Source organism: Mangrovimonas cancribranchiae (assembly GCF_037126245.1).
Classification (GTDB): Bacteria; Bacteroidota; Bacteroidia; order Flavobacteriales; family Flavobacteriaceae; genus Mangrovimonas; species Mangrovimonas cancribranchiae.
Genome location: NZ_CP136925.1, coordinates 284,839 through 309,360, shown reverse-complemented (window position 1 = coordinate 309,360; position 24,522 = coordinate 284,839). Strand labels below are relative to the sequence as shown.

25 protein-coding genes and 1 tRNA gene are annotated in these 24,522 nt (G+C 34.2%); 5 read left to right on the top strand and 21 right to left on the bottom strand.

Features of this window, described 5'->3' with window-relative positions; translation table 11 throughout:
* The first annotated feature begins 227 nt into the window (after nucleotides 1-227).
* A complete protein-coding gene (locus tag R3L15_RS01355; protein ID WP_338732794.1) occupies nucleotides 228-1,544 on the top strand; it encodes a hydroxymethylglutaryl-CoA reductase, degradative in 1,317 nt (438 codons plus the stop codon).
* Nucleotides 1,544-2,464, top strand: coding sequence for a GYDIA family GHMP kinase (locus R3L15_RS01350; RefSeq protein WP_338732793.1), 921 nt, complete (start codon nucleotides 1,544-1,546; stop codon nucleotides 2,462-2,464). Before R3L15_RS01355 ends, R3L15_RS01350 begins: the two co-directional genes overlap by 1 nt.
* Before the next feature lie 47 nt (nucleotides 2,465-2,511).
* Here R3L15_RS01350 and R3L15_RS01345 read toward each other — a convergent pair whose 3' ends face one another.
* From R3L15_RS01345 to R3L15_RS01315, 7 genes are all read right to left on the bottom strand, one after another.
* Entirely contained in the window at nucleotides 2,512-4,638 is a 2,127-nt protein-coding gene (locus R3L15_RS01345; protein WP_338732792.1) for a peptidylprolyl isomerase, read from the bottom strand.
* Between the two features lie 99 nt (nucleotides 4,639-4,737).
* A complete protein-coding gene (locus tag R3L15_RS01340) occupies nucleotides 4,738-6,027 on the bottom strand; it encodes a hemolysin family protein (protein WP_338732790.1) in 1,290 nt (429 codons plus the stop codon).
* Nucleotides 6,028-6,035: 8 nt separating this feature from the next.
* Complete coding sequence (locus tag R3L15_RS01335; protein ID WP_125466924.1) at nucleotides 6,036-6,227, bottom strand: hypothetical protein; 192 nt, start codon at nucleotides 6,225-6,227, stop codon at nucleotides 6,036-6,038.
* A 34-nt stretch (nucleotides 6,228-6,261) separates the two neighbouring features.
* The gene (gene lptC, locus R3L15_RS01330) at nucleotides 6,262-6,783 is read right to left on the bottom strand and encodes an LPS export ABC transporter periplasmic protein LptC (protein WP_338732789.1); all 522 of its coding nucleotides are present in this window, start codon (nucleotides 6,781-6,783) and stop codon (nucleotides 6,262-6,264) included.
* A gap of 32 nt (nucleotides 6,784-6,815) precedes the next feature.
* Nucleotides 6,816-8,192: a tetratricopeptide repeat protein gene (locus tag R3L15_RS01325; protein ID WP_338732787.1), complete on the bottom strand. Its 1,377-nt coding sequence runs from the start codon at nucleotides 8,190-8,192 to the stop codon at nucleotides 6,816-6,818.
* A 21-nt stretch (nucleotides 8,193-8,213) separates the two neighbouring features.
* Entirely contained in the window at nucleotides 8,214-9,530 is a 1,317-nt protein-coding gene (locus tag R3L15_RS01320; protein ID WP_338732785.1) for a hypothetical protein, read from the bottom strand.
* Nucleotides 9,527-10,258, bottom strand: coding sequence for a type III pantothenate kinase (locus R3L15_RS01315; protein WP_338732784.1), 732 nt, complete (start codon nucleotides 10,256-10,258; stop codon nucleotides 9,527-9,529). The genes R3L15_RS01320 and R3L15_RS01315 overlap by 4 nt, the downstream gene beginning before the upstream one ends.
* Before the next feature lie 102 nt (nucleotides 10,259-10,360).
* Here R3L15_RS01315 and R3L15_RS01310 point away from each other — a divergent pair.
* The 3 genes from R3L15_RS01310 (at nucleotide 10,361) to R3L15_RS01300 (ending at nucleotide 12,215) form a co-directional block, all read left to right on the top strand.
* Nucleotides 10,361-10,436, top strand: a tRNA-Phe gene (locus R3L15_RS01310).
* Nucleotides 10,437-10,569: 133 nt separating this feature from the next.
* Nucleotides 10,570-11,382, top strand: coding sequence for a purine-nucleoside phosphorylase (locus R3L15_RS01305; protein ID WP_338732782.1), 813 nt, complete (start codon nucleotides 10,570-10,572; stop codon nucleotides 11,380-11,382).
* Between the two features lie 11 nt (nucleotides 11,383-11,393).
* Entirely contained in the window at nucleotides 11,394-12,215 is an 822-nt protein-coding gene (locus R3L15_RS01300) for an alpha/beta fold hydrolase (protein WP_338732781.1), read from the top strand.
* Here R3L15_RS01300 and R3L15_RS01295 read toward each other — a convergent pair.
* The 14 genes from R3L15_RS01295 to R3L15_RS01230 form a co-directional block, all read right to left on the bottom strand.
* On the bottom strand, nucleotides 12,212-12,991 hold the full coding sequence (locus R3L15_RS01295) for an RMD1 family protein (protein WP_338732780.1): 780 nt from the start codon (nucleotides 12,989-12,991) through the stop codon (nucleotides 12,212-12,214). The two genes, R3L15_RS01300 and R3L15_RS01295, sit on opposite strands and share 4 nt — an antisense overlap.
* Nucleotides 12,991-13,284 carry a bleomycin resistance protein gene (locus tag R3L15_RS01290; RefSeq protein ID WP_338732779.1) on the bottom strand — a complete coding sequence of 98 codons (294 nt, stop codon included), beginning with the start codon at nucleotides 13,282-13,284 and terminating at the stop codon, nucleotides 12,991-12,993. Before R3L15_RS01290 ends, R3L15_RS01295 begins: the two co-directional genes overlap by 1 nt.
* Before the next feature lie 257 nt (nucleotides 13,285-13,541).
* On the bottom strand, nucleotides 13,542-13,853 hold the full coding sequence (locus R3L15_RS01285; protein ID WP_125466915.1) for a hypothetical protein: 312 nt from the start codon (nucleotides 13,851-13,853) through the stop codon (nucleotides 13,542-13,544).
* Between the two features lie 2 nt (nucleotides 13,854-13,855).
* Nucleotides 13,856-14,830, bottom strand: coding sequence for a deoxyhypusine synthase family protein (locus R3L15_RS01280; protein ID WP_338732777.1), 975 nt, complete (start codon nucleotides 14,828-14,830; stop codon nucleotides 13,856-13,858).
* Entirely contained in the window at nucleotides 14,820-15,758 is a 939-nt protein-coding gene (speB, locus tag R3L15_RS01275) for an agmatinase (RefSeq protein WP_338732776.1), read from the bottom strand. Before speB ends, R3L15_RS01280 begins: the two co-directional genes overlap by 11 nt.
* Nucleotides 15,748-17,148 carry an arginine decarboxylase gene (locus tag R3L15_RS01270; RefSeq protein ID WP_338732775.1) on the bottom strand — a complete coding sequence of 467 codons (1,401 nt, stop codon included), beginning with the start codon at nucleotides 17,146-17,148 and terminating at the stop codon, nucleotides 15,748-15,750. Before R3L15_RS01270 ends, speB begins: the two co-directional genes overlap by 11 nt.
* Before the next feature lie 321 nt (nucleotides 17,149-17,469).
* Complete coding sequence (locus tag R3L15_RS01265) at nucleotides 17,470-18,348, bottom strand: pseudouridine synthase (protein ID WP_338732774.1); 879 nt, start codon at nucleotides 18,346-18,348, stop codon at nucleotides 17,470-17,472.
* 41 nt (nucleotides 18,349-18,389) lie between these two features.
* Nucleotides 18,390-19,304 carry a geranylgeranylglycerol-phosphate geranylgeranyltransferase gene (locus R3L15_RS01260; protein ID WP_338732773.1) on the bottom strand — a complete coding sequence of 305 codons (915 nt, stop codon included), beginning with the start codon at nucleotides 19,302-19,304 and terminating at the stop codon, nucleotides 18,390-18,392.
* Between the two features lie 139 nt (nucleotides 19,305-19,443).
* On the bottom strand, nucleotides 19,444-20,373 hold the full coding sequence (locus tag R3L15_RS01255) for a mevalonate kinase (RefSeq protein WP_338732772.1): 930 nt from the start codon (nucleotides 20,371-20,373) through the stop codon (nucleotides 19,444-19,446).
* A gap of 36 nt (nucleotides 20,374-20,409) precedes the next feature.
* A complete protein-coding gene (locus R3L15_RS01250; RefSeq protein WP_338732771.1) occupies nucleotides 20,410-20,757 on the bottom strand; it encodes a four helix bundle protein in 348 nt (115 codons plus the stop codon).
* A gap of 61 nt (nucleotides 20,758-20,818) precedes the next feature.
* Nucleotides 20,819-21,910 (bottom strand): diphosphomevalonate decarboxylase, encoded by a 1,092-nt coding sequence (locus R3L15_RS01245; RefSeq protein WP_338732770.1) that lies wholly within the window; start codon nucleotides 21,908-21,910, stop codon nucleotides 20,819-20,821.
* A gap of 9 nt (nucleotides 21,911-21,919) precedes the next feature.
* Nucleotides 21,920-22,447: a DUF1697 domain-containing protein gene (locus R3L15_RS01240; protein WP_338732769.1), complete on the bottom strand. Its 528-nt coding sequence runs from the start codon at nucleotides 22,445-22,447 to the stop codon at nucleotides 21,920-21,922.
* Entirely contained in the window at nucleotides 22,444-23,661 is a 1,218-nt protein-coding gene (locus R3L15_RS01235) for an NAD(P)/FAD-dependent oxidoreductase (protein WP_338732768.1), read from the bottom strand. The genes R3L15_RS01240 and R3L15_RS01235 overlap by 4 nt, the downstream gene beginning before the upstream one ends.
* Nucleotides 23,658-24,521 (bottom strand): acyl-CoA thioesterase II, encoded by an 864-nt coding sequence (locus tag R3L15_RS01230; protein ID WP_338732767.1) that lies wholly within the window; start codon nucleotides 24,519-24,521, stop codon nucleotides 23,658-23,660. Before R3L15_RS01230 ends, R3L15_RS01235 begins: the two co-directional genes overlap by 4 nt.
* Nucleotide 24,522 lies beyond the last annotated feature (1 nt).

Sequence of the window (24,522 nt, the reverse complement as noted above, 5' to 3'; positions counted from 1 at the left end):
ATTTTTTTTCAAAATGATGTCAAGTTTACTAAAAAATCCTCAAAAAACCGTAGATATTAACAGTTTAATAGGCTATTTATAAGTTTAACATCTTAAGAATAGTACCCAAGAAATAGTATCTTTGTAATTAAGCTTAATTCTTTAAAAATAAAGCTGCCTTAGCTCAATCAAAATAAACAGCTTAAAAACAAACACTTAACACTCAATACGCAAGAGTTTACAATACTATGAACAAATCAATATCGGGTTTCTCAAGGTTATCTAAATCTGAAAAAATAGATTGGATTGTCGACACCTATTTTAGCCACAATGAAAATGCTAAAAACATTATTAAACAATATTGGAACACTAACGAAAAACTACAAAAACTTCACGACGAGTTTATAGAAAACACCATTACAAATTATTACTTACCGCTTGGTGTTGCTCCTAACTTTTTAATCAATGGAAAAGTTCATACTATCCCTATGGCTATTGAGGAAAGTTCGGTTGTTGCTGCAGCTAGTAAAGCGGCTAAGTTTTGGTTTGATCGTGGTGGTTTTAAAGCAGAAGTTATTTCTACCATAAAAATTGGTCAAGTTCATTTTAATTATCACGGCAACAAAACGACACTACATCAATTTTTCAATACTGTAAAACCAAAATTACTAAATGCTACCAAACACATTACCAAAAACATGCAAAAACGTGGCGGTGGTATTTTAGATATTGAATTACGTGATAAAACAGCCGATATTGATGGCTATTTTCAATTACATGTCACCTTTGAAACATTGGATGCCATGGGCGCAAATTTTATTAACTCTTGTTTAGAAGAGTTTGCCAAAACCTTTAAAGAACAAGCACTAACCTTTGCTGATTTTAATGATGATGAAAAGCACATTGAAATTATTATGAGCATACTATCAAACTATGTCCCAGAATGTTTAGTTAAGGCCGAAGTTAGTTGTCCTATTGAAAAACTCACCGAAAATAATGATATAAATCCTGAAGAATTTGCCAACAAGTTTGTTCAAGCTGTAAACATTGCCGAAGTAGAACCGTATCGTGCTGTAACACACAATAAAGGTATTATGAACGGTATTGATGCTGTTGTACTAGCCACAGGTAATGATTTTAGGGCTGTTGAGGCTGGCGTTCATGCTTACGCTGCCAAAGACGGACAATACAAAAGTTTAACACATGCCAAAATAGACAATGGACAATTCACGTTTTGGATTGAAATACCTTTAGCTTTAGGTACTGTAGGTGGTTTAACCAGTTTACATCCGTTAGTTAAATTATCTTTAGAGTTGTTACACAAACCTTCTGCTAAAGATCTTATGCAAATTGTAGCTGTTGCCGGTTTAGCTCAAAATTTTGCGGCTCTTCGTTCGTTAACAACAACAGGTATTCAAGAAGGCCACATGAAAATGCATTTAATGAATATCCTCAATCAATTTGAAGCTACCGAAAACGAAAAAAAACAACTTATTCAGTATTTTAAAAACCACACGGTAACCCATAGTGCTGTTGTAGACGCTATTGAAAAAATTCGTTCTTAATGAAAACATTTCATAGTCAAGGAAAACTCTTATTAACTGCCGAATATTTGGTATTAGATGGCGCCAAAGCTTTGGCTTTACCAACACGTTTTGGGCAATCTCTTCAGGTTAACAATAGTAAAGCTACAAATGTTATTTCATGGAAAAGTTTTGATAACAACAATACGCTTTGGTACGAAAACACATTTCGGTTAGCTAATGGAAAAGTTAAAGCTTCCAATAAAGATGAAACTACAACATGGTTGCTTTTACTATTAAACGAAGCTAAAATATTGAATCCTGATTTTTTAATCACAGGACATCGTGTAGAAAGTCACCTAACATTTCCTCGCGATTGGGGCTTAGGGTCTTCGTCTACTCTAATTAATAATATAGCGCAATGGGCTAATGTTGATCCTTTTTTACTTTCCGAGGCAACTTTTGGAGGAAGCGGTTACGATATTGCATGTGCTAGTGCTAAAACACCAATTACATATCAGTTATTTTGTAATCCCCATAAAAGTATAAATGAGCGAGCGATTTCACCTATAAACTTTAATCCAAGTTTTAAGAATCACCTGTATTTTGTTCATCTTAATAAAAAGCAGAATAGCCGTGATGGCATTAAACATTACAGAGCTAAAGACTTTAATAAAAATGACGTTATATCCAAAGTTAATAACCTAACCAATGAAATAATTTCAGCTACAAATATTTCGTTATTTAACGAATGTGTCGAGAAACATGAAGCGCTTATTGGCACTATTTTAAATGAAACCCCTATTAAAGAAAGGCTTTTTCCAGACTTTAATGGTGCGATTAAAAGTCTTGGGGCTTGGGGCGGCGATTTTATTTTAGTATCGTATTTAACAGATCCAACACCCTATTTTTCTGAGAAAGGGTACCATACTATTATTCCTTACAATAATATAATTCTATAAAAAAAGCCTCACATTTGTGAGGCTTTTTAATATATTTTAAACAGTTTTTACTGAACTGTGTTCGCTCTATTATCTTCAATCTCTGCTTGATCTTTTAAAGCGTTATATAACGTTGAGTTTACAGAGTTTACTTTTTGCTGCTCTACTTGATAAGAGAATCCTTGGTAGTTATCCATATCGGCTGCAGGAGTTTTCTTAGTCACCTCTATCATGTAAACACCTTTTTCACCATCAATTAAGTTTGATGTTTCACCTTCTTCCATTGCAAACGCTTGTCCAACTACTAATGGCTCTTGTCCTGCACCAGATATGGTTGGGTTTTTCATGTTAATTGCCATTGAAGATCTTACAGAAGTACTTTCAGCCGATGCTAAATCTTGTAATGTAGTTGCTGTAACGCGTTCTCTTATTTGTGCTGCTTTTTTCTGTTTTCTTAAAACTGGTAATACTTTTACAGAAGCTTCTTCAGCATTCATTAAACCAGCGTCGTGCTTACCAACAACTTGTACAACAGCATAACCTCCAGGAACTGTAAAACGTTTATAATCGCCTACTTTTGTTCCTTCTTCAAAAGCCCAACGCACTATTGGTCTTTGGCTTGATAATCCAGGAATATTTTCATCTAGAATTTTTACTCCGTTAACTGGACGTATAACGTATTCTTTATCTTTAGCTAATGTTTCAAAATCACCATCTTCTAAGGCTATTTCAAATTTAGATACATCCATAAATACATTATCAATAGTCTTTTCTGAAGGCTCAATTTCTCTGGCAATAGTTCCTAACTTAAGTACTTTTTGCTCGTTTTTATGTCCTTCTACCTCGATAATATGGAAACCAAATGGTGATTTTACAACGCCTAATTCACCTTTGTCATTTTCAAAAACAAAGTCTCTAAACGCTGGCACCATGGTATTGTAGCTAAAGTACTCGTATCTACCTCCTTTTTCCACACTTCCTTGATCTGAAGAAAATTCAGTTACAAAAGTTTCAAATTTAGATAAATCGTTTTTCAACTCGTTTAATAGGCTGTCTGCTGTGGCTTTCGCTTGAGTTTCTGTTTGTGTTATTTCTGGTCCAGCACTAGATGCGCCTACAAAAGGAATTAAAATATGTCTTGCTTGTGCAGAATCTGGTAAGTTTTTAGTTTCAATTACTTTTGTTAATTTGAAATAACCAGCGTCTTTATAAGGTCCGTAAACATCACCTACGTTTAAGTTATAAACGCTATCGGCAATTGTTTTAGAAATTTCTGATTTAAACTGAAAACGATCTTGAAATTTAATATCAGAGTGTCTGTTAATGTAAGATTTGTTGTTAGTTACATGTGCAAAGCCTTTAATGGTATCGTTGCTTTTTGTTACTTCGTTGTATTCTACGCTATCATTTAAAAGGTTTGCAAGGTCTTTTTTAATGTTATTTTCATCTTCTAAAGATGCTTTTTCTTCAAATTTTACGTAACGTACATCTCTTGTTTCTTCAACCTCAAACTCTTTTTTATGATCTTGTACGTAAGCTTTAATTTCAGATTTTGATACGGCTACTGTACTGTCTGGAATAGCGCTGTAAGGTACTTGTACAAATTTAATATCCACTTTATCGTTTTGAAGTTTGTACTCTAATTCTCCTTCGGCAACAGTTCCCATCATTCCAGCTTTTACCATATTGAAGTAATCTTGCTGTAACGAGTTTGTTGCTATGCTGTTTTCGTAATCTACCCATTGTTGGTAAGCTACATCTGAAGTGGCTTTTAAATTGGCAATATATTCGTTCATTTTAGCCTCATCAAAAAGTCCTGCGGCATTTTGAAAGTTTGGATTGTTTGCTAAACTTGTTCTTAGCAAGTCTTTCATTTCATCTGTCTCAATGCTTAATCCTAACTCTTCAAACTGAGTTTGTAAAACGGCTTGTCTTAGCTCTTGGTTCCACACTCTATTCATTGCCTGTGTAGTTGTACCGTTTCCACCCATTTGTCTTTGGGCTGCTTCTACCTTTTGCATAAAGCTTTCTCTAGTAATATCTTTACCGTTTATGGTAGCTACAACGTTTTGGGATTTGTTCATTAAGGCATCGCTATTTCTAAACAAATCTGCTAACACAAATGAGAATAATGCTAATGCTATGATAATGATTAAAAATAGTCCGCGTTTTCTAATGTTATTTAAAACTGCCATTCTTTTCTTTGTTGAATTAAAATTATCGTGCGCGAAAATACCATTTTCTATTTAATAATAAAAGTAGAAAATCTCTTTAATTATTAAGGGGTTAGTATTTTAGTCTTCTTGTAAAACTTTGAGTTCGACTAAGTCTATTTTGGTATTAGACACTTCTAAAATAGTAAATTGAAATGGTTCTATAAGAACTATGTCGTTTTGTTTAGGAATTTCTTCTGTATGATCTACAATTAATCCGCCTAAGGTTTCGTAGTTTTCGCCTTCGGGAAGTTCTAACTTATAGGTTTCGTTAATATAATCGACTTCTAATCGTGCCGAAAACTTGTACGCATTGCCAACAACTTCTTCTATTAATGCTACGGTATCGTGTTCGTCTTCAATTTCACCAAAAAGTTCTTCTACAATATCTTCCACCGTCATAACCCCTGAAGTTCCGCCGTATTCATCTAAAACAACAGCCATACTTTTGCGCTTTTTTATAAGCACATTTAAAATGTCTTTTACCAGCATGGTCTCTGGAACAAACTCAACTGGCAAAATTATAGACTTAATTGTTTTAGGTTTTTTAAACAACTCGAACGAATGAATGTACCCTAAAATATCGTCTACATTTTCTTTAAAAACGAGTATTTTAGAAAAGCCTGTTTCGGTAAAAAGAGCGTTAAGTTGTTTAGGCGTTTCGTTTACATCTACCGCAACAATTTCGGTTCTTGGCACCATAACTTCGCGTGCTTTTACATCGGAAAACTCTAACGCATTTTGAAAAATCTGTATTTCGTTATCGACTTCATCATGCTCTTCTACCGATTCCATTTGCTCGCTTATATAATGGCCTAATTCTACTTTTGAAAAGGCTAATTGTACTTGGTCGCCTTCGGTTTTAAAAACGTGTTTTAAAATAAAATCTGAAATCCAAATAACAAATTGCGACACGAGTGAGAATAGCACGTAAAATACATACGCAGGTAAGGCCAATGCTTTTAATAAGGTATTGGCATAGATTTGAAAAAATACCTTTGGTAAAAACTCGGCTGTAATTAAAATAACTAAAGTTGATATTATGGTTTGCGAGAGTAAACTTAACTCATCAAACAAATAGTTTACAACAGCATAATTTGATGGAAGTAACGATTCTTGAAACCAGCTTACCAACAAATCGCCCATAAAAAACCCATAAACCACCAATGCTATATTATTACCAATAAGCATGGTTGTAATAAACTTTGAAGGTTTAGCAGTTAATTTAGATAAGACTTTAGCGAGAACCCCAGACTGTTTTTTCTCAATTTCAATATGAATCTTGTTCGAAGACACATAGGCGATTTCCATACCTGAAAAAAACGCCGATAAAATTAAAGAAATGATTATAATTACAACTTCGGTTCCCATAGAGTGAATTACTCCTTATCCTCGAATCTTTTATTAAATTTTCTTCTGAAGAAAAACATAAAAACAGCCGTAGCAGCCAATAATAAAGACATGTAAGCAATACTACCATCGGTCATATATTTATTTACAGCATCGTAAAGAAATACAACTGCAAAAAACAAATATGCGTATTGAAAAAACTTGAACAGTTTGGTTTTCATATATAAGGACATTTAATACAGCAAAGATAGCGAATTATTCATCAAGTGTGATGATGCCATCTATTTCTAAAACCTGCGCTTGTTTAAATTTTACATCGGAATCGAATCCTGTGCCATTAATACGGTCTCTACCTGTTTTAAAGGTTACAGCTTGATTGGTAAACAACCATTCTTTATTCTGGTCGTAATATAATTGGTCTGCATACAAGGTGTCGTTTGTTGCTGATGCTAAAACAACGTTTCCTTGCATATCTACTAGTCCTGTTTTATCGTAAACTATAGCATAATCTGAAATAACAGTACTTTTTTGATTTTGTTCATCAAAAAGATACAAGGTAATTCCTTCTGGAAATTCATTATACGCAAACTCTCTGTTGGTAAAATCTAGCATTTTAGGGCTCCTTAAATTTGCTGTTACTCTACCAGAGTCGGTATATTTAAGATTAATATTTTCGGCGATACCAATAGGCTCGTTTTCCGAAACACCTATTTTTTTAACCTCTTCGAAGTTGTTTTTGCATGAAAAAAACATGGTCACAGCAAATGCTGTGACCATAAGTTTTGTAATATGTTTAAAGTGTAAACGCATTATATTTGTGGTACTGTAACACTAGCTCCAATCCAGCAACCAATTCTAATAGTTTCACCTGCGTTACCTTTACTAAAGATATCCGATTTTTGAGGTGCTTTTGCTCTATAGTTTGCTGCTGTTTGAGCTGCAGAACTTTTTAATGTTGGATCTACACGTCCTGCTTTTTCTGCTTCTAATGCTGCTAACCAAAATACAGCTCTTTTATTAAAGCTTGAATCGCCACAGCTATTAGCGCTACTTGCATACATTCCAGCAATTGATAAATGCGGTCTTCCGTTTGAAGGGTTTAATTTTAGTGCTTCTCTAAAATAGTTTCTTGCTTTAGAGTAACTTCCTTTACTTTTTAGCTTTATCGCAATTTTATTGTAAAGTTTTGCCTTTTTAAAGCCGTCTGTTTCTAGGCTTAATGCTTGCTCGTAATATTTAAGTGCTTCAGAAGACTGACCAGCTTTATCTTTAAGAATACCTACGTAAAATGCTGTATTAGCATCTGGCTCGATACTGTTTTTTTGTTCAACAACTTTTACAAATAATGCATCGTCTGTACAACCTTTTTGGTACATCATACTCATGGCTCTTTGTAACCAAACGGCATCGTTCTTGTTAGCATCAAAGTCTTTAGTATAAAGTGGAATTAAGTTTTCACAATCGGCTCTTTCACCTAATTTTCTATTAATAGCGTCTAAAATTTTATCATAATTTAAAAGGTAACTCTCATAATATCTTTTATAAGACTTGTCTCTTGATGTTAACGCTGTTCCTGCATCTTCTTTTTCGATAAGCTTGTTTAACTTCTCTGAGTAGTTACTTACTTCGCTTTCTACTTTTTCTACAACATCATCATATTTGTTAAACAATTCTGCTGGTTGCTTCTTTCCTGCATCGTATAAATCTACCATTAAAGAGAAATATGTGTATAACGATTTTGGGTTTGTAAACGTTTTAGGATCTGCTTTATAAGCCGCATCAAAACATTCATAAAGTTCCTCATCGGTTTTACTTAAATCTTTTCTGTAATCATACATTAACTGGCATGCTTTCGCGCCATACTCTCCTTTAGGTGTTTTACTAGCAAAATACGTTGCTCTTTGTTCCCAAAGTTTTAATAAGTCGTTAATAAAAGCTACTTGCTCTGCACCCGTAGTGTTTTCTATTTTATAATCAAGAATATCTTCACCGTATTTGTAAATCCCTCTGTGATATTTAGGGTTTCTTTCTCTTAGTTCCATAAACGGTTTATATGCAGCGTCGTAATTTTTCGCTTTGGTATATTCCGTCATGATGGAAAGTGTGTTTAGGTCTTCATTTTGAGCTTTGGTAACTCCTAGTCCTAAAAACAAAACGGTAATTAATAATGTAATCTTCGTCTTCATAATTCGTAATTTATTGTAAGCTTAATTATATTTTCTTTTAACAAACCATCTATCGTTTAAAGAGAGGCTCAAGTTAATATTAACAAAGTTTTCTTGTATTAGGTTATTGTTAATTGTTCCTTTTTCTCCTACTTCGATACCTAGATTGGCATTTGAGAATGCGTTCCCAACTGGTAAACCTAATCCAAAAGATATGCCAAACTCGTTTATATCTTCATTATTTATACTTAACCCGGTATTCCCAAACCTCACACCAGCCCTATAAACCACACGTTTTAAGTAGCTTGAGAATGAATTATACTCAGGAATAAAAAATCCTCCTAAAGAAAAATTTGAGGCATTTTTATAATTAGTTGCTACTGCAGATTGACTAGCATTATACAATTCGTTTGAAAAGTCGCTTGTTTTTTGAAATGTATATTCGGCGCCCACAAACCATTTTCTTGGTTGTCCAATCCCTGCTCCAACCGATAGTTTAGCTGGCATAACTAACTCGGTTTCTTTTAATCCGTTAGCATCTAAATTAGCTTCAATTGTATTAACAATAAACTCTTGTTGCAGACTTGTATTGTACGCTATAGTATTAAAGTAACGTTGATTACGTGAATTTAATTTTGTTTTTGGCGTATAAGTTGCCGCAGAGGTTAACTCTAATTTATCGGTAATTTTACGTTTGTAAATTACTCCTAGATTGATATTAAAACCACTTAAATCAGATCGATTATCTTCTCGAGTTTGATATCTTGTTAATTCATCATCGGAATTATAAGAAAAGGCTAACGTTTTATTTTGAATATTTCCAAAATTGTAATTTACATCAATACCTGCACTTAAATTATCGGTAATTTGATATCCTAAAGACAAAAATGCTTTATTAACGCCACCTTCTCCTCTAAATCTTGTTTCAATACCATTGGCTCCATAAGTTTCTAGCTTATAACCAACCGATGTGTAAGGCAACAATCCGAAACCAAATCCAAACTTATTCATAGGTATGGAAAGTGCTATATAATCGAATGTTGAACTATTATACCTATCTTCTCCAGAGTTACTTTTTAGTTTAGCCGTAGAGTGACTTCCTCCAACAGTAAATTTTACTGGCCTTGATTTATTACCATAAATCTCAAGGTTTTTACCCGCATAAGATGCAGGGTTTCGTAAATTTACATGGATGCTATCAGAAAAAATACTAAGTCCACCCATACTTTGGTTTTCTACAGTACCTTTAAATTTTAGGCTACCTATACCGTAAAACGAATAAGGTGAAGCAGCATCTTCTTGAGCGTAGCTAGTAAATGCAATTAATGCAAGAAAAACTATTAAAAGCTTTTTAATCATTCAATTAAATTAAATCGTAAAATATAGTTCAAACCCTGTAAAAGGAAATTCGAGTTGGCAAATATGCTACTTTTTAATTGTTTAGACAAAAAATTAGCGTCTCCTCCTGTTAAAATAACTGTTAAATCTGAATATTTATTTTGGTATTCTTTAACAAAACCATCAATTTCATTCAAAACTCCATACACAATACCTGATTGTATTGAGTTTTCTGTAGAGTTCCCAACAAAATGTTGTGGTATTTTAGTTTCAAGTAATGGCAATCCTGCAGTAAAAGTATTTATAGCTTTATAACGCATTCGAACCCCTGGAGAAATAGCGCCGCCAAGATATTCGGCATTATTAGTTACAAAATCGTACGTGATACAACTTCCCGCGTCTATTATAAGCACATGCTTGTTGGGATATTCCTCAACAGCTGCACTAATTAACCCTATACGATCTACGCCTAACGTTTTTGGTGTTTTATATTGATTCTTGAAGGGTAATTTTGTTTCATTATTTAAAATAATAATATTAATTTTATTCTTCAACCAATTAACAACATTTAGAGGTAATTTTCCAACTGAAGCAATAATACCTTGTGAAATTTGAGGATACTCTTGAAATATTTCATTTATTATTTCTTCAAGGTTTGCAACTTTGCCTCTTGAACTAAAAAGTAGCGTACCTTCCTTAAAAACAGCTATTTTAACTGCTGTATTTCCTATATCAATAATTAAATTCATGTGTAATTTATAAAGGGATAAAGGTACAAAAGGAATTTTTTATTTAGTTTCTTTTGTGATTATTAAAAATGCCGTTATATTTGCATCCGCAATTAAGCAACTGGTGCCTTAGCTCAGTTGGTAGAGCAAAGGACTGAAAATCCTTGTGTCCCTGGTTCGATTCCTGGAGGCACCACCACCTTAAAGCCTTAAACATTTGATAACAAATGATTTAGGGCTTTTTTGGTTTTAAAAACTACAACATTAAGGACACCCCCATACATAAAAAGTGTTTTTAACCTATATTCGTAATATCATTTTAATGTATAATTATGATTGAATTTATAAACGAAACCACCGATTACCTTAAAAACAAAGGATTTGACAGTCCTGAAATAGGTATAATTCTTGGCACAGGCTTAAATCAAATTGTAAATGATATAGACGTAATACAAGAAGTTAGCTACAATCATATTCCTAATTTCCCTACAGCTTCTGTAGAATTTCATAAAGGAAAATTAATCTATGGAAGTTTAGAAGGCAAAAAGGTTGTTGTTATGCAAGGTCGATTCCATTTTTACGAAGGGTATTCACTACAAGACGTTACTTACCCGGTTAGAATTATGGAAAAACTAGGCATCCACACCTTACTTATTTCTAACGCTAGCGGTGCTATAAACTTAAACTTTAAAAAAGGGGAATTGATGCTTATAGACGACCATATAAATCTACAAGGCAATTCTCCTCTAGCCTTTAAAGGTGTTTCGCTTTTAGGCGAACGCTTTGTTGATATGAGTGAACCCTACAACACAAACATCAAAAACAAACTAAAAACCATTGCTAGTGACAAAAACATAACCCTTCATTCGGGTATTTATACTAGCGTTGTTGGCCCACAGCTAGAAACCAAAACCGAATACCGCATGCTTAAAATTTTAGGTTCTGATGCTGTTGGCATGAGCACTGTTCCCGAGGTTATTGTTGCCAATCACTTAAACCTAAAGGTGGCTGCTATTTCGGTATTAACCGATGAATGCAATCCAGAGAATCTAGAGCCAGTAAATATTGAAGACATTATCGCTATGGCAAAAAAAGCAGAACCTAACCTAATAACGCTTTTTAAAGCGCTTATAAAAACACTTTAAATTTTTGTCTTTTGAAAATAAACTTCCCGAAAATTTTCCGTCGTTTACTAAGGGTTGTTGTGGTTTTAGCAATTCTTCATGTATTAATTTTAGTGTTTTTATATTTTAAACAAGAACGCTTTTTTTTCAATCCCAAAACTCTAGACAAAACCTATGTTTTTAACTTTGAAGAACCTTTTGAAGAATTAAATATTGAAGTTGATGACAATGTGTTTTTAAACGCTTTACTTTTTAAAGCTGAAGCATCAAAAGGTGTTATTGTGTATTATCATGGAAACGCTGGAGCTATCCATGATTGGGGAAAACGTGCTCCTCTATATTTGGAAAACAATTACGATATTTTATTTGTTGATTATAGAGGTTATGGTAAAAGTGATGGAAAATACAGCAACAGCAAGCAATTATTAAATGATGCTCAAAAGGTGTATGATTTTGCAAAAACCAGATATAGCGAAGAAAACATTATTACTCTAGGGTTTTCTTTAGGCAGCGGATTAGCAACCTATGTAGCTTCCAAAAACAACCCAAAAATGTTAATTATAAATGCGCCTTATTATTCTTGGAAGACATTAATTTCCGAACAAATTGCGCCACCTATTCCAGAATTTATAGTTAAATACGACATTCCTACCTACAAATTTATAAAAGAGGTGAAATGCCCTATAAAAATTTTCCACGGTAGTCGCGATTTCCTCGTTCATATTGATGAAAACTCTAAAAAACTACAAGCCATTGCTCCAGAAAACATCGATTTAACAATTATAACCGATGCCGGGCATAATGGCATTCATATTACCAAGCAATATTATGACGCCTTAAAAGCACTCCTTTAAAAGAAAATTTTTACCACAAACATATCCACTACTTCAACTAGAATTAGGATAATGATAATCCATTCTAGTTTGCTGCTTTCCTTATGATCCATAATATCTTTAAACAGCTCGAGGTTTTCCTTAATAATCTCGATGCGATCGTGAATTAAATGATAACGATCTGTAAGATCGAAAGACTGTTTTAAATCGGTATTTAATCTATTCAATTGTTCACTTTCCCATGTAATCTCTGGCGCATCGAAAATATATAGGTTTTCTGAAATCTTATTTTTAATGTTAAGCGTTTTACCAATAAAGCGCTTTAGCTTATTTCCAGAGATATCCAATTTACCCTTGCGCTCTAGATAGAGCGTGTGCTTGTTGGTTTCTTCCAATAATTCTTCAGTAATTTCTGAATAGCGGTTTAGTGCCACGGATTGCGAAGCATTCAATACAACCAACCGTATCATTTCGGTATCTAAATATGGTAAAATGACTTTTTCAAACGCTACTTTAAGGATGTTCTGCTGCACATCAACATGGATGGTTTCTGATATTCTTTCCTGAAAAAAATTTCTAGAAAATGGTTTTAGCTGTTTTAAAACTTCTCCTATATCATCTGTTGAGAGATTAAAAAAACCAACCATTCCATATTGAAAAATATAGATAAATTGATCTTTTGAAAATTTATAAAACAATTCGTCACTATCCGAAAACAGCAGTTCCCAATCCAACTGTTCTTTTACGCTTTTTGTATGGATAGTGCTGGCTACTTGGTAGGCAACAACCTGGTACATTATTCTTTAAAAATGGCCGATGGCTCTTTAAAACATTTAAATTCTACGGTATAATCATTAGGATCCTTTATAAAAAACGATTGGTGTTCACCTGTTTTTCCTGCTAGAAAATCTATGCTATTAGTAACAGACACATCGTTACTCTTTAGTGATGAATAAAGTTTGTTCCAATCATCTTTATTTAAGATAACACCAAAATGAAATGATGGCAGTACTTCATCACCTAAGGAATAACTCCTATAATCAAAATTAAAACGACCTGTTTTTGTAAATGTAATTTGATGGCCGTACAAATTAACATCTACCCAGTTTTGTGCAGAACGCCAACCGATGCTTTTAAAACGTTGGTGTAAAATGTTGTGGTATCCTTAATACTAACACAGGGCAATGCGAGGTGGAATGGTGTTTTTTATAAATTTAATGTATTTTTCAATACAAAAACACTTGGTTACATAAAAAAATAGATGGCTTTAAAACCATCTATTTTTAAAGCATAGTATCCTGTTTTCAGAAGGTTACATCTGAATTAGTTGTTATTTAAATCTGGTAATTAATCGTCGTCGTTATCCGCTTCTTCTACCTCTGGTGGCTGTACTGCTTCTGGATCATCATCTTCAAAATCATCATAGTCTTCTTCATCATAATTTTCCATAGTTACGGCTAACTTGGTACTTACTTTCACCAAATACTTGGTATCTTCTGTGGTTACTTCAACAGCTTCTACCAATTCACTTTTGGCATTTTTAAACTTGATTATTTGGTCGTCATCATATCCATCAGGATATTTTTCAACCAATAAAGCCAAAATCTCTGGTGTTAGTTTTTTAAAGTCAACAATGACGCGTTTTAAATTGTCCTTCATAATTACATATCTAATAAATAGGCGAATATTAATGGCGCTACTATGGTAGCATCACTTTCTATAATAAATTTAGGTGTATCAATATCTAGTTTTCCCCAAGTGATTTTTTCGTTTGGCACCGCTCCCGAATACGATCCATAACTTGTGGTAGAATCACTAATCTGACAGAAATAGCTCCAAAATGGCGTATCGGTTCGTTCCATATCTTGGTATAACATAGGCACAACACAGATAGGAAAATCTCCAGCAATGCCTCCTCCAATTTGGAAAAACCCAATACCATTTTTAGAGTTATCGGTATACCAATCAGCTAAAAAGGTCATGTACTCAATTCCAGATTTCATGGCACTGGCTTTTAACTCGCCTTTTAACACGTAACTTGCAAAAATATTCCCCATGGTACTATCTTCCCAACCGGGAACCACAATTGGTAAATTCTTTTCGGCAGCGGCATACATCCACGAGTCTTTTAAATCTATTTCGTAATAGTCTTCCAGCACGCCGCTTAACAGCATTTTGTACATAAACTCGTGCGGAAAATAGCGTTCTCCTGCATCTTCGGCATCTTTCCATATTTTAAAAATGTGCTCTTGCAAACGTCTAAAGGCTTCTTCCTCTGGAATGCACGTATCGGTTACACGATTTAAGCCACGTTCAAGTAAATTCCATTCTTGTTTTGGGGTTAAATCGCGATAGTTGGGTACACGCTCGTAATGTGAGTGGGCTACCAAATTCATAATATCTTCTTCCAAATTAGCTCCAGTACAAGAAATAATATGCACTTTGTCTTGACGAATCATTTCTGCAAAGATTTTACCCAACTCGGCAGTACTCATCGCACCAGCCAACGATACTAACATTTTAGAGCCAATATTTAATTGATCTTCGTAAGCTTTAGCAGCATCTACCAATGCCGCAGCATTGAAGTGCAAATAGTATTTCTCAATGAATTTTGATATTTCTCCTTTAGTATTCATCGTCATTAAATTTAGAAAATTTATTTATTCCGTTATCATTGTTATCAAAATTACTTTCATAAGAATCTTCAGCACCTTCTCCCATAAATTTGTACGATAACATTTTGTAATATAATTTGGCTGCTAAAAAATCTGAAGATTTTTCGTTTTCATTAGGGCAAAGTTCTACAATATCGAATCCGACCACGTTTTTTTCCTCAAAGACCATTTTTAAAAACTCAAGGGTTTCATACCAAAACAAACCACCAGGTTCTGGTGTTCCCGTGCTTGGTAAAATTGATGGATCGAATGCATCCAAATCGAAAGTAATAAACACATTATCTGTCATTTGGTCTAATGCCGAATCCATCCAAGCATCGTCTTGTGCCAGTTCGTGAGCAAAATAGGTTTTGTCGTGGTCCATAACGGTTTTTTCCATTATGTCCATTGAGCGAATTCCCACCTGAATTAAATTTGTAGTCTGGCTTGCTTCGTAAACGGCACAAGCGTGATTGCAAGCAGAGCCTTCGTATTCTTTTCGTAAATCGGCATGCGCATCGATATGCAACACTGTTAAATTATCAAAACATTCATTAAACGCGCGAATAGTACCAATGGAAATGGAATGTTCGCCTCCAAAAATGGTTACAAATTTATTACGCTTAATATAGTTTTTAGTGGCTTTATGCACCGCATTTACCATAGTTTCCGGCGAACTATTTTCGGTTACGGCATTGGCCAAAAAAACCCCTTGTTTATAAACTTCCGTTTGTGTTTCAATATCATACAACTCCATGTTTTCTGAAGCGTGCAAAAAGGCTTCTGGACCTTTATCGGCACCTTTTTGCCAAGTACTCGTACCATCATAAGGTACTGGAATTAATACAATTTTAGAACTGTCTAATTTTGCATATTTTTCAGGGATTCCTGCGTAAGTTTTAGTTTGCATCGTAACCTAGAATTTTAAGTAAGTCTTCACTTTTTTGTTGTTCACTAAATAGTGTTGTTGTTAAATTGCCATTGGCATCTTTATCTATTAAAATATGTTTTGGCGATGGAATTAAGCAATGTTGTAAGCCGCCAAAACCGCCAATGGTTTCTTGGTAAGCTCCAATATTGAAAAAGCCAATATAAAGCGGTTTGTCTTTGTTGTATTTGGGTAGATAAATAGCATTCATATGCTGCTCGCTGTTGTAGTAATCGTCGCTATCACAGGTTAATCCTCCCAACAATACACGCTCATAACCATCGTTCCAACGGTTAATAGGCAACATTATAAAGCGTTTGTTTATGGCCCAAGTATCTGGTAAGGTTGTAATGAATGATGAGTTTATCATATTCCATTTTTCACGATCGTTTTGTTGTTTTTGATACAACACTTCGTAAATAGCGCCACCACTTTCCCCAACGGTAAAGCTTCCAAACTCGGTAAAAATGTTTGGCACGTCAACTTCGGCTTCATCACAAGCTATTTTTATTTGATTAATGATTTCATCAACCATATACTCGTAATCAAAATCGAATGCCAATGAATTTTTAATAGGAAATCCGCCACCAATATTCAAGCTATCCAAAGTTGGGCAAATTTTCTTTAAGCTTATGTACACTTTTAAGCACTTAAGTAATTCGTTCCAATAGTAAGCATTATCACGAATACCTGTGTTGATGAAAAAGTGAAGCATTTTTAATTCTACTTTATCATTATTCTGTATTTGATTTTTGTAAAATGGTACAATATTTCTATATCCAACACCTAGTCGTGAGGTGTAAAACTCAAACTTTGGTTCTTCTTCTGAAGCTATTCTGATCCCGACCTTAAATTTGCCTTTGATTTCTTCTGAAAGCAAATCGATTTCTTCGTAATTATCGATAATGGGGATACAATTGTTATGTCCTTCATTGATCAATCGTGCAATATTGGTTATATATTGTGCACGTTTGAAACCATTGCAAATCACATACGTATCATCGGTAATTTTACTTTGCTGTTTTAGGTTTTCCACTATGTCAATATCAAAAGCCGAAGACGTTTCTATATGAATATCATTCTTTAGTGCTTCGTTTAACACGTGCTTAAAGTGTGAACTCTTCGTACAATAACAATAGTTGTACGTTGCTGGGTAATTATGCTTTTTTATGGCAGCTACAAACCAGCCTTTTGCGCGATTGATGTTATTGGCTATTTGTGGTAAATAAGTGAATTTTAACGGCGCTCCATATTCTTCGACCAATGCTTTTAGATCGATATTGTGAAATTTTAAAAACTGCCCATCGAGTGCAAACTCGTCTTGAGGGAAATAAAAGGTTTGATTGATTAAATCAATATATTTAGTATTCATTGTTTTTTTATTAAAGGTTAAAGATGAAAAATGCGTGTTAACGCAACATTACGTCAATAAAAAACAATGATTATCAAACCAACAGTTGGCGTTGGGTTGTAGGAATAAAGCCAAACAAATGTTGGCTTGAGTAGTGCTCTACGGAAGTTAGCTTTAAATTTCGGTTTCCCTTCTTAAGGGTTGCTTTTGGGTATGACTTCCTAATTCCCAAAAGCCCAAACGTATAAACAGTGTTCACTTTGTTCAGCTAAAAAACTGATGCAAATGAAATACAAAAATTTGAATTACAATACTTTTTTTAAAAAAAATTAAACCACCCAACTACAACATCTTCAACGCATTAACCTCTTGTTTGGTTAAATGCTTCCAATAGCCTCTTGGCAAATCTTTCTTGGTAAGATGCGCAATCGCCACGCAGTCTACTTTTATGATGTTATAGCCTAAATGATCAAAAATATTACGGATTATAGAATTTCCGGTGTTCTTTATTTTTAGCCCAATTAGGTTTTTACTTTGACCTTCAATGTAGCTAATTTCCTCAACAACAACCTCTTTACCATCAATCTTCAGACCTTCTTCTACCTGCTTGAGGTCTTCAAATTTAAGATTTTTATCTAATTCTATTTGAAACAAGCGCGGTACGCCATTTTTAGAGTTAGTAAACTTTTTTACAACGGTATCGTCATTGGTAAACAATAACAAACCAGTTGAATTTCGTCCTAAACGGCCAATAGGTTTTATTCTAGCATTGGTGGCATTAGCCACTAAATCCATTACAGTTCTATCCTTGGCATTGCTTGTTGTTGTGGCAAACCCTTTTGGTTTGTTTAATAAAACGTATGTTTTTGGTTCTGGATTAATGCGGCGTCCATCAAAACGAACATCGTCTTCCAGTTGTACCTTGTAACCCATTTCGGTAACCACTTTTCCGTTTACGGTTACCAAACCTATAGCAATATGCTCATCAGCTTCACGACGTGAGCATATTCCAGAATTAGCAATGTATTTGTTTAAGCGTATGTCCCCTGAAGACGACTTGCTTTTACTCGGTGTGTTTTTCTTTTTCACTGGAGCATTTCCTCTTGCAAAGCTTTTCCCTCCAGAATTGTTTCCGCCTCTGCTAGACCTATTTCCGCTATTCTGTCTTTGCCCTCTTCCCGATGGTCTATTCTTTCCTCCTGTTCCTTGCTTTCTGCTCATTACTTATAATTTTTTTGCAAAGATATATGATAAATAATTGCTTATCGAATAAAAGTGATTTTATTAAGCACCAAACCTATATCAATCAACGGAATACTAATCACACCTAACACAATAATCAACCTTAAAATATTATGAAGAATAAGGTATTGCAATTTTGAATTTGACTTCCAAAGCATCATTACAAAAACAATTAACAACACAATACTCAAGTAAAAATAGTAACTCATTTTACCTACTTGATATTGGAAAATAAGCAACAAGGCCGGAAGTAATGTTAATGCACCTAGAACTGTAAGCATTATTTTTGATACTTTTTCACCATAAACCACAGGAATGGTTTGATAATTCTGCGCCAAATCGCCTTGAAGGTTTTCTAAGTCTTTGGTAAGCTCTCGCATGGATATTATTAAAAACAAAAACATAGCGTGCACAAAAATAACGTGCTCGAAATTCTTGTAATACACAAAAATGATAAAAAACGGCGTAATGGTTAAAATGGCCGATGTTAAATTGCCTATAAAAGGCATTTTTTTGAGTTTGTGTGAGTAAAACCAAATACCAAAAATATAAATAGAGAAAAACACAACAGCCCTAAACGACACATAACTAGCTAGAATAACCGCAATAAAATTCAACACAAAATAAAAAGACAATTTGGTATTTTGACTGACCAAACGATCTAACATGGTTTTTCTTGGTCTGTTGATTAAATCTTTTTCGGAATCGTAAAAATTATTGATAATATAACCACCAGCAATTGTTGCCGATGATGCTAAAACTAGCATAAGTAAGTTTACATCAAAAACCACTTCTTTGACGGGTTTATAATGAGCCAAAATATAAATGGAGGCTAAATACTGAGCCACAGCAACAACCAAAATATTGTAACCGCGAATTACAGAAAACATACTAAAAAACTTAAGTAGAATATGTTTTTGCTTTCTGGTTAGCATGAAAAGCTTACTTAATTTTGTTACGCTTTACGAACTTAATTAAAAGATAAATTGCTCCTATAAAAAGAACTACTAAGATAAACTGCCACAAAAACAATCCTATTGAAAAGTCTTTAATTAGTGTATCCATAAAAAACAATTAAAAGTTATAAACCACTTCTAGCTTATAACCATTCAAGGCTTTTTGGGCTTTATTGATGTCTTCTGTAAATCCTAAGATATAACCGCCACCACCAGAGCCACAAAGTTTTAGGTAGTAATCGTTGGTTTCCAGTCCTTTTTTCCACAGTTCGTGAAATTGCTTTGGAATCATTGGCTTAAAGTGACTTAACACCACTTTAGATAATTGCTTGGTATTTTTAAACAAGGACTTCACATCGCCTTTTAAAAAATCTTCCACACAAGCATCGGTATGTTTTATAAATTGGTCTTTAAGCATATTACGGAAGCCTTCTTGTTTCATATTTTCCATAAAAATACTTACCATTGGTGCAGTTTCACCAACAACACCACTATCTAATAAAAACACAGCGCCTTTACCATCAACCTTTTGCGATGGGATTCCTGTGGCTTCAATATTGTCTTTAGAATTAATCAGTATTGGTAAACTTAAATAGCTATTCAATGGGTCTAGTCCTGATGATTTTCCATGAAAAAACGATTCCATTTCAGAGAAAATAGCTTTTAATTGTAATAATTTTTCACGCGTTAAATTCTCAAGAACGGTTATTTTATCGTTAGCATACTTATCATAAATAGCAGCAACAAGCGCACCGCTACTCCCTACGCCATAACCTTGCGGAATAGACGAATCAAAATACATTCCTTCGGCGATATCTTGTGTTAAGGCTTCAATATCGAAGGTTACTAAATTGGCATCTATTTGTTCTAAATAGGCTGCAAAATGATGTAATGCATTGTTAGATGCTTTGGCTTCTTCTGTATCTTTATTGGTGACTTTTAAAGCCCCGTTATAAAAATTATACGGAATGGATAATCCTTTGGAATCTTTAATAATTCCATATTCACCAAAAAGTAGGATTTTAGAGTAAAAAAGTGGTCCTTTCATTTCTTTAATGAAAAATTAATAATGTAAAGTTAAGAATTAATCTTTAGATGTTTTAACAATACTAACTAATAATCTCAAGATTTCCTGTGATTTAGACTTAAACTTTTGAAATTCTTCATCATTTAAAAACTTGGTTTCGTAAAGTAATTCTATCCAATAGTTTGCTTCATTAGCTTCTTTAAGAGCAATGGACATCTTGTTGATAAAATCAGCTCTGCTTTGGGCAAACTCAGCTTCCCTAACATTAGCTCCAATGGAAGTTCCAGATTTCAACAACTGTCTAGACATCACATACTCCTTTTTACTGTTAACCAAATCTTTATACAAATTCACAATTTCAACAGCAAAATTAAAACTTTTCTCTTTAATAATATTAGGCTTCATCTCGTAAATCCAAAACAGATTAAATACTCAACAATCGTTTCTAGTTTTTAATTATTCATTCTTAATTATTAATTCGTTGTGCGCCAGCACCAACAACATCGCATATATATTCTTCATTTTTGCAATACGCAACCAATTCGTTTTCAATAAATTCAAGAATTTGTGCTTTTTCTGACTGTGGATATAAAATATGTACATTCGCGCCAGCATCCAACGTAAAACCAATATGAAGTCCTGTCTCTGCTCTAAACTCCCAAATACGATTAATGACCTCCAAGGTGTTTGGTTTCATTAAAATGAAATAGGGATTACTGGTCATCATCATAGCGTGTAAGGTTAATGCTTCGCTTTCCATAAGGTTAATAAAAGCATTTAAATCGCCTGTTTCCAATATTGACTTCAACGCTTTCATATTATCGTGTGCTTGTGCAAAACGTTCTTTGGCAAACGGATGACCGTGCATTAATTGATGACCAACAGTACTACTAACCTGCTTTTCCCCTTTATCAATTAACAAGATGGTATCTTGATAGTTTTTAAAATTGTCGTGGACTTTATACGGATATTTTACACCAAACAAATCGCTGCTTCCTTCAATGTGTGCTGTTTTTCCCCAAACAATCAGATTGCCCTCAATACTTCTACAAGCACTTCCAGAACCTAAACGCGCCAAAAACGATGCTTTTTTATTGAAGTATTCTTCTGTCACCTCGAGCGTAGTCGAGAGGTCTTTCTCAATACGCATTAAACACAACGCCAAAGCGCTCATTCCTGAAGCCGATGACGCAATACCCGAACTATGCGGAAAAGTGTTTTTTGTTTCAATAGTGAAATGATAGTCTTTTAAAAATGGCACGTAAACTTCTATTCGTTTAAAAAACGTTTCGATTTTTGGTTTGAAATCGTCTTTTTTATCGCCATCTAAAAACACATCAAATGAGAAATCTTTAGTGTCGTTTTTCTTTGTGTATGTTAGTTTGGTTATGGTTTTGCATTCACTTAATGTAAAGCTTACAGAAGGATTTTCTGGAATTTGCGGATCGCGTTTTCCCCAGTATTTTATCAAAGCAATATTGCTTGGCGATTCCCAAGTTACAGTACCGTTTTCAACTGAATTTTCATACGGCTTGGGAATAAAATCTTGTTCGGTCATTCTTACTAATTATTGCGACAAAGATAACAACTTTAGCATTGTTTTATAGTTTCTTGCCGTTGCCGTGACTTTTAATTTGCGTTCAAAGAAATTGTTGTTGTATTTGGTGCGCCCATACCCTGTTGCACAATAAAAATAAATACAGTTTTTGGTAATAACAATTTCTTCATTTTCATAAGAAATTTTAGAGACCTCATCTACCAACTCTTGGTTTGGAACCGTATATAATAACGAGAAGTAACTGTTCTGTTTTTTGGTTTCAGGAAAAGGACAATCCTTAAAAATTTGTTGTAATTGTGTTGGTGTTTTCACTAAAACTGGCACCTCGAAACCAAAATACGCTTTAATGCTATTATGAATTTCACCTTCTAATTGCTGTGTATTTTCTTCATTAGATTCAAAAATCACATTACCAGATTGAATGTAAGTTTGTACATTTTTTAAACCCAATTTTGTTAATAATTCGCGTAACTCTGCCATTGGGACTTTTTTCTGTCCGGCAATATTTATACCACGAAGTAAGGCTATATATCTCATTTTGACATTGCTTTTGAAGCCACAAACGCTCCTGTCCACGCGTTTTGAAAATTAAATCCACCGGTTACTGCATCGATATTGAGTACTTCTCCTGCAAAATATAAATTTGGAATGCGTTTACTTTCAAAGGTTTTAAAATTAACTTCTTTTAAATCGACACCACCAGCGGTAACAAACTCCTCTTTAAAGGTACTTTTCCCATTTACTTTAAAAATGGCTTGGGTTAATTGTTTGGTTAAATTTTCTAATTGCTCTTTATTTAAATCTGCCCAACGCGTATCTTGATTAATTTTTGAAGCCAAAACCAATTGTTGCCATAACCGTTTAGGCAAGTCAAATTGTGGCGATTTTAACACCTGTTTTTTTCCTAAATCTTGTTTTATTGTTTTTAAATGATGCAAACAAACATCAAAATCTTGTTTTATAAAATTGATTTCAATATTAAATTTATAATCCATTTTCGCCAACGTAACAGCCCCAAATGCCGATAGTTTTAAAATAGCGGGTGCGCTCATTCCCCAATGCGTGATAAGTAATGGTCCTTCTGAAACTAAATTGGTTTCCAGGATTTTCACCTCAACATCTTGAGCCACGACACCAGGAATATCTTTAATTCGTACATCATCAATATTAAACGTAAACAACGACGGAACAGGCTTAGCAATAGTGTGACCAAGTTGGGCTATCAATTTCCAAAATTTTACGCTGCTTCCTGTTGCTATGAGTAATTTTTCACATTGAAAGACTTCAGATTTTGTGTTTACTTCAAAACTTGTTGGCTGCTCTTGTGGTGATATTTTTGTGACATTCTGACTATATAGAACATCTATATTGTGTTTTCTGACTTCGTTTAAAAAACAATCGATTATAGTTTGTGAGGAATCTGAAACGGGAAACATTCTACCATCGTCTTCAATTTTTAATGCTACACTGCGCTTTTCAAACCACTCAATCGTGTCGCCTGTCATAAATTGATGAAACGGCCCCAACAATTCTTTTTCTCCTCTAGGATAATTCTGTACCAACTCTTGCGGTATAAACTCGGCGTGTGTCACATTACATCGACCGCCACCAGAGATTTTCACCTTTTGCAAGCCTTCTTTATTTTTTTCAAGAATACAAATACTTAAACCTGGGTTCTGTTCAGCTATGTTAATGGCTGCAAAAAAACCTGCTGCTCCGCCACCAATAATTATAACATCGTAAGTTTTCATTGTATTGGTCGCATTAACCCTTCTTGTGCTACCGACGCTACTAAAACACCATCTCGTGTGTAAATATTTCCTCTAGCAAATCCTCTGGCATTAGACGTATTTGGCGTATCCATAGAAAAAAGCATCCAATCGTCAAAATCGAAATCGCGATAATACCACATAGAATGGTCTAAACTTGCCGTTTGCGTATTACCCCAATGCGCTTTACTAGCGTGTCTATGCAAAGCAACCGCTAGAATATTGTAATCTGAAATGTAAGTTAGAATCTGTTGTTTTGTCTCTAAATTGTAGTTAGAAGCATCACCTTTTACCTTAAACCAAACATCCATATAAGGCGGTAAATTTTTCTTTTCAAAAGGGTTGGCCACTTGCGTAGGTTTAAAGGATACTGGTCTTGGAATTTCTAAAAAGGTTTTGGTTTTTTCCGGTAACGTATCGCCAAATTGCTCTAGCATATCATCCCAGCTCAATAAATCTTCAGGCTGCGCAACATCAGTTTTCATATCAATTTGATGGTTATATCCTGTTTCATTTTTATGAAACGATGCCGACAAAATAAAAATGAGCTTCCCGTTTTGACTTGCCGTTACACGACGTACCGAAAAACTGCCACCATCTCGCATTACGCCAACATCGTAGGTAATGGGCAGGGTTAAATCGCCAGCTTCCAAAAAATAGGAATGCATAGAATGCAACACACGGTTATTGGTAATGGTACGATAAGCGGCGTTTAAGGCTTGCGCTAAAACTTGTCCGCCAAATACATTGGGACTACCAACGGTTTTGCTTACACCTTGAAAGCTTAAATCTTCAACTTGGTTTAAGTGAAGTATGTTGTATAAATCATCTATTGATGTCATT

What these genes read in the sequence shown, in the direction of transcription:
- R3L15_RS01355 (WP_338732794.1), top strand. Translation starts at nt 228, where the DNA reads ATGAACAAATCAATATCGGGTTTCTCAAGGTTATCTAAATCTGAAAAA.
- R3L15_RS01350 (WP_338732793.1), top strand. Translation starts at nt 1,544, where the DNA reads ATGAAAACATTTCATAGTCAAGGAAAACTCTTATTAACTGCCGAATAT.
- R3L15_RS01345 (WP_338732792.1), bottom strand. Translation starts at nt 4,638, where the DNA reads ATGGCAGTTTTAAATAACATTAGAAAACGCGGACTATTTTTAATCATT.
- R3L15_RS01340 (WP_338732790.1), bottom strand. Translation starts at nt 6,027, where the DNA reads ATGGGAACCGAAGTTGTAATTATAATCATTTCTTTAATTTTATCGGCG.
- R3L15_RS01335 (WP_125466924.1), bottom strand. Translation starts at nt 6,227, where the DNA reads ATGAAAACCAAACTGTTCAAGTTTTTTCAATACGCATATTTGTTTTTT.
- lptC (WP_338732789.1), bottom strand. Translation starts at nt 6,783, where the DNA reads ATGGTCACAGCATTTGCTGTGACCATGTTTTTTTCATGCAAAAACAAC.
- R3L15_RS01325 (WP_338732787.1), bottom strand. Translation starts at nt 8,192, where the DNA reads ATGAAGACGAAGATTACATTATTAATTACCGTTTTGTTTTTAGGACTA.
- R3L15_RS01320 (WP_338732785.1), bottom strand. Translation starts at nt 9,530, where the DNA reads ATGATTAAAAAGCTTTTAATAGTTTTTCTTGCATTAATTGCATTTACT.
- R3L15_RS01315 (WP_338732784.1), bottom strand. Translation starts at nt 10,258, where the DNA reads ATGAATTTAATTATTGATATAGGAAATACAGCAGTTAAAATAGCTGTT.
- R3L15_RS01305 (WP_338732782.1), top strand. Translation starts at nt 10,570, where the DNA reads ATGATTGAATTTATAAACGAAACCACCGATTACCTTAAAAACAAAGGA.
- R3L15_RS01295 (WP_338732780.1), bottom strand. Translation starts at nt 12,991, where the DNA reads ATGTACCAGGTTGTTGCCTACCAAGTAGCCAGCACTATCCATACAAAA.
- R3L15_RS01285 (WP_125466915.1), bottom strand. Translation starts at nt 13,853, where the DNA reads ATGAAGGACAATTTAAAACGCGTCATTGTTGACTTTAAAAAACTAACA.
- R3L15_RS01280 (WP_338732777.1), bottom strand. Translation starts at nt 14,830, where the DNA reads ATGAATACTAAAGGAGAAATATCAAAATTCATTGAGAAATACTATTTG.
- speB (WP_338732776.1), bottom strand. Translation starts at nt 15,758, where the DNA reads ATGCAAACTAAAACTTACGCAGGAATCCCTGAAAAATATGCAAAATTA.
- R3L15_RS01270 (WP_338732775.1), bottom strand. Translation starts at nt 17,148, where the DNA reads ATGAATACTAAATATATTGATTTAATCAATCAAACCTTTTATTTCCCT.
- R3L15_RS01265 (WP_338732774.1), bottom strand. Translation starts at nt 18,348, where the DNA reads ATGAGCAGAAAGCAAGGAACAGGAGGAAAGAATAGACCATCGGGAAGA.
- R3L15_RS01260 (WP_338732773.1), bottom strand. Translation starts at nt 19,304, where the DNA reads ATGCTAACCAGAAAGCAAAAACATATTCTACTTAAGTTTTTTAGTATG.
- R3L15_RS01255 (WP_338732772.1), bottom strand. Translation starts at nt 20,373, where the DNA reads ATGAAAGGACCACTTTTTTACTCTAAAATCCTACTTTTTGGTGAATAT.
- R3L15_RS01250 (WP_338732771.1), bottom strand. Translation starts at nt 20,757, where the DNA reads ATGAAGCCTAATATTATTAAAGAGAAAAGTTTTAATTTTGCTGTTGAA.
- R3L15_RS01245 (WP_338732770.1), bottom strand. Translation starts at nt 21,910, where the DNA reads ATGACCGAACAAGATTTTATTCCCAAGCCGTATGAAAATTCAGTTGAA.
- R3L15_RS01240 (WP_338732769.1), bottom strand. Translation starts at nt 22,447, where the DNA reads ATGAGATATATAGCCTTACTTCGTGGTATAAATATTGCCGGACAGAAA.
- R3L15_RS01235 (WP_338732768.1), bottom strand. Translation starts at nt 23,661, where the DNA reads ATGAAAACTTACGATGTTATAATTATTGGTGGCGGAGCAGCAGGTTTT.
- R3L15_RS01230 (WP_338732767.1), bottom strand. Translation starts at nt 24,521, where the DNA reads ATGACATCAATAGATGATTTATACAACATACTTCACTTAAACCAAGTT.